The sequence below is a fragment of the Deinococcus marmoris genome, from assembly GCF_001949125.1.
In the GTDB taxonomy this organism is placed as follows: Bacteria; Deinococcota; Deinococci; order Deinococcales; family Deinococcaceae; genus Deinococcus; species Deinococcus marmoris_A.
In genome coordinates this window covers 17,182-27,797 of the sequence record NZ_MSTI01000099.1, presented here as the reverse complement: position 1 = coordinate 27,797, position 10,616 = coordinate 17,182, and the positions used below count along the sequence as shown (strand labels likewise).

Sequence of the window (10,616 nt, the reverse complement as noted above, 5' to 3'; positions counted from 1 at the left end):
TTTCGAGCCTCCCAGACCGCCATTCACCCTGAAACTGAATTGGTTGCCGATGCTGGCTATCAGGGCGTTCAACACCAACACCCGCTGTGCCATACACCGCACAAAGCGAGCAAGAAACGCAAGCTCACTCCGGCACAGAAAGCAGAAAATCTTCGACTGGCACGCTTCAGAATCGCTGTTGAGCATGTTATTCGTCGGCTCAAGATTTTTCGAGTGTTGAAGGAAACGTATCGCCATCGGCGAAAGCGGTTCAGCCTCCGAGTCAACCTCATCGCCGCCATCTGCAACGCCACCGCTAAATGTGCCTGACTTTCGCAAGAGGTCTAATGAAGGGGTCACGGCTCCTCCAGGGGTCTGGTGGCGTCCAGGATGATGGAAACGAAACCCAGCCGTCCGCCCGCATTGCGGTGGTCCAGATTGCGGTGATCCAGTTGCCGCGAGCGGTAGATCGGCCCGGTGGTCACGTCCCAGTCTTGGGCGTGAAACTGGCCCTGTGCATCGCAGTATTCCAGCAGGTTCACAGTAAATCCGGCCCCCCGGAATACGTCGGCCAGCAGCGGGGCGTCATAGACGATCTGGTGATCGGCGGCGGGGTGATCGGCTGGCCCCGGTCCACCCACCTGCACGGTGCGCTGATACCCAGCGTCTGGAAAGTTGGCATCCGGCACGGCCACGCGCAGGAAACCGCCGGGTTTCAGGAACTCGAAGCACAGGTGGGCGGCAGCGCGGCCCTGTTCCTCGCTCAGGTGTTCCCAGACGTGTTCGCACAGCAACGCGTCGGCCCGGCGGCTCCCGAACCACGCGGCCCAGGTGGCGCGGTCCAGCAGATTGAGGTCTGCCTGCTGGGTGGGAATCCAACCCTCCCAGCGCTGCTCGCCCGCACCGATGATGACCCGCAGCGGTTCACCCCCGCTCAATCCAGCCCCTTGACCATCTGCCGGATGGCCCCCAGGTGATAGGCGACGTGCGCCACCGCGCCGGTCAGACCTCCGGTGGCATCTCCCGTCGCCTCGCGCTCCTTCTGGGTGCGGGCAAAGGCGCACAGGGCGTCGTAGGTGGCGCGCAGGCGAACGCGCAGGTCGTCCCACGCCTCGTCGTCCACCTGAGCCGGGTGAAAACTGCCCTTCCAGTCGAAGGGTCCCCGGTCCCCGTCACGCTCCCAGCGCACCACCACATCCATATGCAGGGCGCAGTGGCGGGCGTGTCCGGCAATGGAGGTGCCGTGAATTTCCGTGCTGGCCTGCGCCGCGCTCAGGTTGTCCAGCGTGGCCAGCAGGCCGTGGTTGCCGCTGCCGTCCTGCGCCGTGCCGTCCAGAAACGCGGTGCCCTGGCCGGGTGTGCCGCCCTCCACGGCCTCGGTCAGGATGTCGAGGATGCCTTCGAGCCAGTGCTGGGGCTGCTCGGTTTCGGGAGACTGGGCAGGTGGAAACTGGTCAGGTTGGGTCATGGTTCAGCGTACCCGGACGGCGGGAGAATCGCCAGACGTCCACCCTGATCCATCCTCCACAGTGATACACTCGGGGGTGCGCCCGCGCCCGGCACGCAGAATGTGTGCCTCTGGCCGACGAGACAGGCCACAACAGCCCCGACTTCGCCGCCAGCGTTGTGAACGACAGCAGCAGGGAAACAGCGCGGCACGGGTTCAAACGGACTTTGGGCCGCGCCAAAAGGAGAAACACCATGACCGACAACAACGAGACGCACCAGGGCCAGCCCACCGACGACCAGATGCCCGCCGAAGTGCGCGAGATCATCCCTCAGCTTCAGGGCGAGATAGACGAGGATCTGGTGCTGGACGCCCAGGAAGCCCAGGCCGAGAGCCAGAGCGGTCACGATGAAGACAGCGCCGCCGACGACAGCGACGACGACGCCATGCAGATGCAGGGTGAGGACGCCGCAGAAGGCGCAGAAGACGGTGAGGAAGGCGAGGAAGACGAGTACATCGACGCCGACGACCTGCTGGAACTGCTGGGCGAGATGAAGGAAATGCTGGAAGCCCACGGCAAGGAACTGCGTGGTCTGCGCCGCGAGATCAAGGAAATGCGCGAGGGCCAGGGCGGATTCAAGAGCGGCGAGCGTCCTGCGGGGGATCGTCCCAGTGGTGACCGTCCTGCTCCCCAGGGCGGCAGCTTCCGTCCCCGTGAAGACCGGGGTGGCAATGACCGTGGCGGCCAGGGCGGCGGCGGCTACCGTGGCAACAGTGACCGTGGTGGCCAGAGCAGCGGCGGCTACCAGGGCCGGGATGACCGTGGCGGTTCGCAGGGTGGCGGCTTCCGTCCCCGCGAGGACCGGGGCGGCCAGGGCGGCGGCGGTTACCGTGGCAACAGTGACCGGGGCGGCCAGAGCAGCGGCGGCTACCAGGGCCGGGATGACCGTGGCGGTTCACAGGGTGGCGGCTTCCGTCCCCGCGAGGACCGGGGCGGCCAGGGCGGCGGTGGCTACCGTGGCAACAGCGACCGTGGTGGACAGAGCAGTGGCGGCTACCAGGGCCGGGATGACCGTGGCGGTTCGCAGGGTGGCGGCTTCCGTCCCCGCGAGGACCGTCCGGCCTTCCGCCCGCGCGATGACCGGCCCAGCAATGACCGCCCCAGCAACGACCGCCCGCGCGACGCCGCGCCCGCACCCCGCGAAGGCGGCGAGAGCAGCAGCGACGGCGGCTTCCGCCCGCGTGCCCGCGCTGACCGGGGCTGGAGCAACAACCGGGGCAACGACGAGTAAAGTTTCTGGGAATAACGTTTCTGGCCCTGCGAGGCCCTGAAAAGAAGGCCGGGAGAAACATCCCGGTCTTTTTTGTTGTCCAGGTGAGGGGGACTGGCTTCCATCTCCTGATCTGCGCCGCCTGTACACTCCTGCGGTGAGGCTTTTTCCTTGAATCCGGCCCTGAGCGGCCTGTTGTCGGCGCTGACCTACGGCGTCGGCGATTTTCTGGCGGGGCTGGCCAGTCGGCGCGATTCGCCGCTGCGGGTGGTGGCCCTGACCCACCCGATCAGCGCGGCGATCATGCTGCTGCTGGCGGTGGTGATGGGTCAGGCGCTGCCGCCCGTGGGCGATCTGCTATGGGGCGCGCTGGCCGGGGCGGTGGGCCTGTTTGCCGTACTGGCCTTTTACCGCGCGCTGGCAATGGGGCCGATGGGCGCGGTGTCGGTGGGCGCGGGCGCGCTGTCGGCGCTGGTGCCGGTGGTGATCGGCGTGCTGGGCGGCGAGGTGCTGGGGCTGCTGGGCTGGCTGGGCGCGCTGGGCGTGCTGCTGGGCACGGGTTTGCTGAGTTACACGCCGGGCGAGGGCGGCGGCGCGGTGCGGTGGCAGGACAACGGCGTGCTGATCGGGCTGGCGGCGGGCCTGGGCTTCGGCTTCTTCTTCGCGCTGCTGGGGCAGGCGCAGTCGCCGGGGGTGTTCTGGACGCTGGGGGCCGCCCGCGTCACGTCCTCGCTGATCGCCCTGCCGCTGGCCGCGCGGCTGGTGGGGTTGCGCCCCAAAAACCCGTTGCTGATCCTGTCTTCCGCGCCGGGGGACACGCTGGGCAACCTGTTTTACCTGCTGGCGGTGCAGGGCGGCGGGCTGGCGGTGGGTTCGCTGCTGTCCAGCCTGTATCCGGCCTTTACCACTCTGCTGGCGGTGACTGTGCTGCGCGAGGGCTTGCGCGCCGCGCAGTGGGTGGGCGTGGTGCTGGCCCTGGTGGGCGCGGGGCTGATCGCGGGGCGGTAGAGGATCAGTCGGGCGTGGGTGAAGGGTCCAGTTCGCCAAGCGACTTTTCCGGCGGCATGATGGTTCAGTTCATGGTGCGGCATGGGATATGCCTCCTGTGCGGTCCATGCTGGAACGTGCAGCGAACTTCACATCAAGCCCCCTGATCTGAGAAAAGAGGCCGCCCACCCCAGCAGAACAGGTGGACGGCCCGACACAACCGTGAAAACTACCGGACGTTCAGGGTCAGGCGGGCGGCGGGCGCATCGCTGGGGCTGGCGTCTGCCGGGCGCACCTCGTAAGTGACCGTGCTGGCCTGTCCCGCGCTGGGGCCGGGATTGCTGGTGAAATTCCAGACACAGCCCGCACCTACTGGCACCGTCTTGCTGCCGATGGTCCGCTCGCCCCGTTTGACGGTGATGGTATAGGCGTTGCCGCCCCCCACGCCGCCGAAACGGTACGGCGCGGTCACGGTCTCGCCGTCTTTCAGGCTGACGCTGAGGGTCTGGGTGCAGGCGGCTCCCTGGGCATTGGCGGGGGCCGCCCCCACGGTCACTGGCACGGCGGCCACCTGCTGACCATCTGCCGAACGAACCGTGTAGGTTTTTGCGCCCGCGCTGGGGCCGGATACCTGCCGGGTCCAGTTGCCATCCGCGCCCACGGTGAAGCTGCCGATGCTGACGCCGTCCTCCAGTACCTCGAAAGTCTGTCCTGCCGGGCCAGTTCCCGACAGCGCAAAGCCCGCACCATCTACCTGCGCGCCGCTCGCCGGGCTGCTGACGGTGACCCCGCCCGCGCCTGCCGGAGTTGCCCCAACGCTGTCTGAGGTGCTGCCCGATGCACTTCCCACCGCGCCCTGACCACTCGGCGCGACCTGAAGGCGAACTCGGGCGACGACCTGCCCCGCCGCATTCCGCAGGTCATAGCTCTGCGGACCCGGCAGCGCGGCCCCGGCCAGAATGTCGGCCTTCCAGTTGCCGTCCGGTCCCACGGTCACGCTGCCCGCACGCAGGCCGCTGTGGAACAGCACGAACTGCTCGCCCGCCGGACCGGTGCCGCGCAATGTCAGCCCGCCTGCGGGTACCTGCGCCCCTTCTGCGGGTTCGCTGATGACGACAGAAACCGTGTCGGGGGCGGTTGCGCCGGGAGTGGCCAGGGTGGTGCCCTCGGTAGAGGGCGTTTGCGGGGTTGTCGCGTCTGGGGTTGTCGTAGCTGGCACCGTCGTATCTGGTGCAGTGCCTGGAGTTTCCGGCACTGCCCCGCCCTGCGTATCCGTATCGGTGGGCGCTGCGGTCACGGGCGGGGTTGCAGTGGACCCTGTACCCGTGGCGTCTGCCCCGCCCACCACGACAGGCAGCGTGGCCATTTCCCCACCCGCCGCATTCTTCAGGGTGTAGGTCTGCGGACCCTGGGGCGCGTCTGCTCCCACGTCCAGACTCCAGGTGCCGTCCGGGGCGACGGGGGCGCTGCCCACCTTGCCGTCACCCAGGAAGACGTCCACATTCTCTCCGGCAGCGCCCGTGCCGCGCAGGGTAAAGCCGCTGGCCGGAACCGCCGCGCCGGGCTGCGGCTCCGTGAAGACCGTCTGCACGGGCAGGCCGGGCAGGGTCCCGCTGTCGCCCGGTGTGGTGGGAGACGTGGGCGTGGGCACAGCGGGAACGGCAGACTGGCGGTTTTGCAGCACCCAGCAGCCGCCCAGCAGCAACAGCAGCAGCAATGGAATCAGCCACAGCGGAAAGCCGCGCCTGCGGGGAGGTGGAGCCACGGGCGGCGCAGGCTTCTCGAAACGGGCGGGCCGGGGAGGCTTGAGGGGCGAGGGTCTGGGCGGCGTGGCGGGCGCACCCTGCTGCACGACGGCGCGCGGCGTGGTCTGGACCGTGGTGGAGACCGCTCCAGGCAAAGGCGTCCCGGTGGCCAGACTGCCGACCAGCACGCCCAGGCTGGAGAAGCCAGACGGTAACGCCGCCTTGAGACCGTCCGCCAGATCGGCGATAGGCAGCGCGCCCATGCCGCCCGCATGGGCGCGGGTCAGGGCAGACAGCACCAGCGGGGTCAGCAGCGCCAGCAGGCGGCGCGAGCTGTCGCCACTGCCGCCCAGCGCACTGCCCAGCCGCCCGGTCACAGCGTTCACATCCCCAAACAGCGAGGCCAGCAGCCCACGCCCCTGGCCCTCGATGCGCGAGACCTCTACTGGGCTGTCCAGCAGGTCCGTGTTGACCTGACCGTCCTCACCCGTCAGCGCCGCGAAGGGGCGGGCCAGTTTGTCCAGGTCTCCCCCAGTCCCCGCCTTGCCCACCAGCGCGGCCAGCACCACCGGAAGCGCGGCCAGCGCCGCCTGCTTGCGAACCCCGCCGCCAAAACCCGCCACCGCGCCGATCTTCTGCCCCACCGGACCACCAAACCGCGCCTGGAGGTACTTGAGCAAGCCTTCCGGCGTGCTGGGATCAGGAGGGCTGGTTTCGGCAGGAGTCACGGCAAGCTCTGACGGCACCGATTCTGACGGCATGGCCTCTGACGCAGGTTTCTCCAGTACGACAGGAGCAGGCTCAACTGGAACTGGCACGACTGGTGGCGGCTCGACTGCTGGTACTTCTGCGGCTGGCATTTCCGCAACTGGCGCGACGGGAGCCGTTTCAGGGGTCTCGACTGCCGCTGGCATAGCCGTCTCTGCCACCTCTGGGACGACTGTATCCGCGCCAGCCGCCCCGGCCAGCCCCAGACTACCCAAGCTCAAGCCACCCAACCCCACACCACTCAGCCCCGCCAGCATCGGGGCAATGTTCCCCGCCTTCATTCCACGCTGACCCAGCGCGCTCAGCAGCAGCGGCAGCGCTATCTGAAGCAGGTTCTGGACCCTGGCCGGGTCCGCTTGCGTCTGGGCAGAGACCTGCGCGGGCAGAGTCTCCGCCGCCTCTCCCAGCAACACGGGGGCCAGCATTTCCCCGGCCTGCCGCAGGTTGTCCGCGCCGCCCGATTCCTCCAGCGCCTCGGCCACGCTGCCAAAGGGGGGCAAGGCCCCGACGGCCTCGGCGATCATGGCCTCGCCGTCCGGCGTTTTCGCCGACTCGGCCAGCGCCCCGAGCTGCAATGGCAACCCGGCCTCCAGCACCCGCCCGGCCACTTCCGGCTCCAGACCCGCCGCCTGGGCCAGCCGCGCCACCGCGCCGGGGTCAAAGAAGGACTGGATCAGATCGGTTGCATTCTTGGACATTTCTCACAGAATAGGCGAAACGGCAGGCAGGACAGCGCGCCGGGAGATTCGGACGCCGCCAGAAAAGAGCGCAAGCGTGATGGGGACAGCCTGCACGGCCCCCCTCTCAGCGCTCGTTGCCCCGCTTGAAATTCCCGGTCACGCGCGCCATCAGCAGTTGCGCGGCGTGGTCTTCCAGACCCCCGGCACGCTTCAAGAACCGCTCGGCATCCTTGCCCGCCAGGGTCGTCACAGGTCGCCCGTAATGGGACACGATCACCCGCCCGTCCTTCAGCGCCCGGTAATCGAAACGCCCGTCCAGCAGCTCTCCCCGCGCGTCCTCCGTCATTCCAGCAGAACGCTGGGGTGCGAACCCTCGACGACTTCCAGCCGGTTGCCGAAGATGTCTTTGAGGAACACACGCGGAATGCCCGCCTCCGCATCGGAGACATAGGAAACGCCGTGCGCGTCGCAGTGCGCCCCGAACGCGACAATATCGTCGCAACGCAGCGCCGGATGCCCCTTCTCGCGCGGCACGAAGTCAGGGGCGACGCCCACATGAAGCTGCCGCCCGTCAGGCAGGGCAAACCACACGCCGCCGTTGTTGAGGAAGGCAGCGGGTTTCCGCAGCTCTGGCAATCCCAGAAAGCCGCCGTAAAAGGCGCGGGCGGCAGCCTCGCATCCGGCGGGGGCTTCGACTTGATAGTGATCGAATCCGGTAATCAGGGTTGCCATATAAGAAAGCGTAGCAAGCAGAATCGAATCGGCTTGCTACTACTTCAGAGACAACATTTCGGGATTACGCCTGCGCCGCCCCCTCTCCCCCACTCTGGGCTGGAGGATCGAAGCTGTCGCGCGCCCGTACCACCAGGGTCAGGATGTCGTAGGTGGCGACGAGTTCATCGTTCTGGTTGGTGATTTCGGAATGCCATTCCACCACGCCTGTCGGCTGCTTGTCGTCCGGGCGCAGGTCCTTGCGAATCTTGCGCTTGCAGGTCAGGCGGGTGCGGATGGTGTCGCCGATGCCGACGGGTTCCACGAAACGCAGGTTTTCCAGCCCGTAGTTGGCCAGCACTGGCCCCGGCGCGGGCGAAACGAACATCCCGGCGGCGGCGGAGATCAGGAAGTAGCCGTGCGCCACCCGCTTGCCGAAAATGCCTTCCCTCGCGCCGATCTCGTCCACATGGGCATAGAAGTGATCACCGGTCAGGCCCGCAAAATTCACGATGTCGGCCTCGGTGACGGTGCGGCGGTGCGTCAGAAGGCTGTCCCCAACCTGGATTTCATCGAAACTCTTGCGGAAGGGGTGGATCACGTCTTCGCGCACCTCGCCCCCCGGCACGAATTCGCGGGTAATGGCGGCCAGCGTCGTGGGATCGGCCTGCACCGCCACCTTGTTCATGTGATGCTTGACGCCGGAAATACCGCCCAGTTCCGCGCCGCCGCCCGCGCGTCCGGGGCCGCCGTGGAGCAAAGCGGGCAGCGGAGAGCCGTGGCCGGTGCTTTCCTTCGCGTCGTCGCGGTTAAGGACCAGAATGCGCCCGTGCGTACTCGCCAGCCCCAGCACCAGCTCGGTGGCCTCTGCGCGGTCATGCGTGATGACGCTGCCCACCAGCGAACCACGTCCCATGCGCGCCAGCGTAATGGCGTCGTCCAGCGAGTCGTAGGGCAGCAATGTTGCCACCGGGCCAAAGGCTTCCAGCTCGTGCGGCGCGGTGGCGGTCAGGGGCGAATCGCAGAGCAGCACCGTGGGATCGAGGAACGCGCCTTTCTCGCGGTCCCCGCCCAGCAGTTCGCTTTCCGCACCGCCGCCGATCACGACTCGCGCCTCCTTGCCCAGTTCCTCCAGCGTTTGCCGCACGCGGTCCCGCTGCTCCACGCTGACCAGCGCGCCCATTCGCACGTCGTCGCGTGCAGGATCGCCCAAAGTCACCTTGCCCAGCTCCTTGCGAAGCGCCTCGGTCACGGCCTCCACCAGCCCCGACGGCACGATGGCGCGGCGAATGGCGGTGCATTTCTGGCCCGCCTTGCCGGTGATCTCGCGGGCCACCTCCTTGACATACAGCATGAATTCGGGGCTGTCGGGGGTGACGGTCAGGCCCAGCACGGAGGCGTTCAGGCTGTCGGCCTCGGCGTTGAACGGCACCGAATGGGCGATGATGTTGGGGTGGACCTTCAGCTTGGCCGCCGTCGCCGCCGAACCCGTGAAGGCCACCATGTCCTGCTCGCGCACATGATCGAGCAAGTCGCCCGGCTCACCGATCACCAGTTGCAGCGCCCCCTCGGGCAGCAGGCCGGATTCGATGATGTCGCGCACCACGCGCTCGGTGAGGTAGGCGGTCTGGGGGGCGGGCTTGACCAGACTGGGCATTCCGGCAATGAAGGCGGGGGCGAGTTTTTCCAGCATCCCCCACACCGGGAAGTTGAAGGCGTTGATCTGCACGGCCACGCCCTCGCGCGGGACCAGCAGGTGACGGGCCACGAAGGTTCCGGCCCGGCCCAGCGTCTCCACTTTCCCCTCGGGCAAAAAGCGCTCGTCGGGCAGTTCGCGGCGGGCCATGCTGCTGTAACTGAGCAGGGTGCCGATGCCGCCCTCGATGTCCACCCAGCCATCGCGGCGGGTTGCGCCGGTCAGCAGGTTCAGGGCGTAATACTCCTCCTTGCGCTCCATCAGGTACAGGCCCAGGGCCTTCAGCGCCCGCGCCCGCGTGTGGAAGGTCATCTTCCGCAGCGCCGCGCCCGCCTTGCGGCCATACGCCAGCGCCCCGGCAAAATCCACGCCTTCAGAGGAAATTACGGCAACGGGGCGGCCATACACGGCGTCCACGAGGGTCTGCCCATCGACGTTGACGTGCCACTGACCGGAAATATAGGAGGCGGGGCGGAGAATCTGGGTTTGGGTGGTCATGGGGACTCCTTTAAAGAAGGTCGAACGGTGCAAGTATTCCCACCAGAGACCTGTTTTTATGTGTTCCGTTAAACACCAGTGCTGGTCTATCTCTGATTTTCTTAAATGCTTCGTCTATCTTATCGTTACTTAGTAACTCATCCGCAGATAAGAGATCGCTCTCTGAAACACAGGATTTTATCTCAGTGTTATATCGGATTGCATCGCTATTTTTATTTTCATGCCAAATTTTAGCAATATTGAAATCACTGATGAAATAATACTGCCCATTTAAAATAATTGGTAAATACGAAAAAGAATTTTCGAGCATAATTTCTCTAACTTTAGATAATCTAAAAAATGGCTCAATGAAAATGACGTTCTCAGACATCAGATGTCTTACACTCGTAGTCATCTCTAACAGCTCCTTTTCGATAAAAATACAAATTTTTAGCGACTTACTTGCTAAATTTCTTGCGAAAACTCCTCTATGTGATGCTTCATTTCTAGCAATTTTCACCATTTCAAAAAATACTGAAAACTCATTTTTTGACTTGGTGCAAATGATTCTAGTTAGAACCTCTTTATATTTGGACAGGCTCCGTAAATTTTTTCCTTTTAGTCGGCAGCCTAATTCTTCTAAGGCAAAACATACCGAGCGGAAGTCCTCGGCGTCATCGAGAACTTGATATCGCGCGCGGCGAAACAAGCTGAGAAAATAGGCAGCCTCGTCAGGAGAGAGTGGGTAGGCGACAGGGGGCATATTGACCTCGCACTTTTGGCCGTACTGGAAAGAGTGAGTGGATTTGATTCAGGAAGACTGAAAATCAGCATACGGGATGCACTGAGGAGCAT

At 65.5% G+C, this 10,616-nt stretch carries 10 protein-coding genes; 3 read left to right on the top strand and 7 right to left on the bottom strand.

All coding sequences use genetic code 11. From position 1 onward, the window contains the following. On the top strand, positions 1–309 hold a 309-nt coding region (locus tag BOO71_RS15000), incomplete at its 5' end, for a transposase family protein (RefSeq protein ID WP_139322960.1). 26 nt (positions 310–335) lie between these two features. Here the strand turns inward: BOO71_RS15000 and BOO71_RS14995 are convergent. Further along, positions 336–917: a class I SAM-dependent methyltransferase gene (locus BOO71_RS14995; RefSeq protein WP_075833781.1), complete on the bottom strand. Its 582-nt coding sequence runs from the start codon at positions 915–917 to the stop codon at positions 336–338. After that, on the bottom strand, positions 914–1,447 hold the full coding sequence (locus tag BOO71_RS14990) for a DinB family protein (protein WP_075833779.1): 534 nt from the start codon (positions 1,445–1,447) through the stop codon (positions 914–916). The genes BOO71_RS14995 and BOO71_RS14990 overlap by 4 nt, the downstream gene beginning before the upstream one ends. A 233-nt stretch (positions 1,448–1,680) precedes the next feature. Between BOO71_RS14990 and BOO71_RS14985 the strand changes: the two genes are divergently transcribed. Then, positions 1,681–2,718, top strand: coding sequence for a hypothetical protein (locus BOO71_RS14985; RefSeq protein ID WP_075833777.1), 1,038 nt, complete (start codon positions 1,681–1,683; stop codon positions 2,716–2,718). Between the two features lie 150 nt (positions 2,719–2,868). After that, positions 2,869–3,705 (top strand): DMT family transporter, encoded by an 837-nt coding sequence (locus BOO71_RS14980; protein WP_075833775.1) that lies wholly within the window; start codon positions 2,869–2,871, stop codon positions 3,703–3,705. Positions 3,706–3,913: 208 nt separating this feature from the next. Here BOO71_RS14980 and BOO71_RS14975 read toward each other — a convergent pair whose 3' ends face one another. The 5 genes from BOO71_RS14975 to BOO71_RS27050 form a co-directional block, all read right to left on the bottom strand. After that, entirely contained in the window at positions 3,914–6,895 is a 2,982-nt protein-coding gene (locus BOO71_RS14975; protein ID WP_075833773.1) for a DUF937 domain-containing protein, read from the bottom strand. A 106-nt stretch (positions 6,896–7,001) separates the two neighbouring features. Continuing rightward, on the bottom strand, positions 7,002–7,223 hold the full coding sequence (locus tag BOO71_RS14970; protein WP_075833771.1) for a hypothetical protein: 222 nt from the start codon (positions 7,221–7,223) through the stop codon (positions 7,002–7,004). Continuing rightward, positions 7,220–7,609 (bottom strand): glyoxalase, encoded by a 390-nt coding sequence (locus tag BOO71_RS14965; protein WP_075833769.1) that lies wholly within the window; start codon positions 7,607–7,609, stop codon positions 7,220–7,222. Before BOO71_RS14965 ends, BOO71_RS14970 begins: the two co-directional genes overlap by 4 nt. Before the next feature lie 64 nt (positions 7,610–7,673). Then, positions 7,674–9,782: a phenylacetic acid degradation bifunctional protein PaaZ gene (gene paaZ, locus BOO71_RS14960; RefSeq protein ID WP_075833767.1), complete on the bottom strand. Its 2,109-nt coding sequence runs from the start codon at positions 9,780–9,782 to the stop codon at positions 7,674–7,676. Between the two features lie 10 nt (positions 9,783–9,792). Further along, complete coding sequence (locus BOO71_RS27050; protein WP_139322963.1) at positions 9,793–10,524, bottom strand: CBS domain-containing protein; 732 nt, start codon at positions 10,522–10,524, stop codon at positions 9,793–9,795. Between the last annotated feature and the right edge of the window lie 92 nt (positions 10,525–10,616).

Coding starts and splice junctions, on each gene's coding strand:
- BOO71_RS27050 (WP_139322963.1), bottom strand. CDS start 10,524: ATGCCCCCTGTCGCCTACCCACTCTCTCCTGACGAGGCTGCCTATTTT.
- BOO71_RS14970 (WP_075833771.1), bottom strand. CDS start 7,223: ATGACGGAGGACGCGCGGGGAGAGCTGCTGGACGGGCGTTTCGATTAC.
- BOO71_RS14985 (WP_075833777.1), top strand. CDS start 1,681: ATGACCGACAACAACGAGACGCACCAGGGCCAGCCCACCGACGACCAG.
- paaZ (WP_075833767.1), bottom strand. CDS start 9,782: ATGACCACCCAAACCCAGATTCTCCGCCCCGCCTCCTATATTTCCGGT.
- BOO71_RS14965 (WP_075833769.1), bottom strand. CDS start 7,609: ATGGCAACCCTGATTACCGGATTCGATCACTATCAAGTCGAAGCCCCC.
- BOO71_RS14975 (WP_075833773.1), bottom strand. CDS start 6,895: ATGTCCAAGAATGCAACCGATCTGATCCAGTCCTTCTTTGACCCCGGC.
- BOO71_RS14990 (WP_075833779.1), bottom strand. CDS start 1,447: ATGACCCAACCTGACCAGTTTCCACCTGCCCAGTCTCCCGAAACCGAG.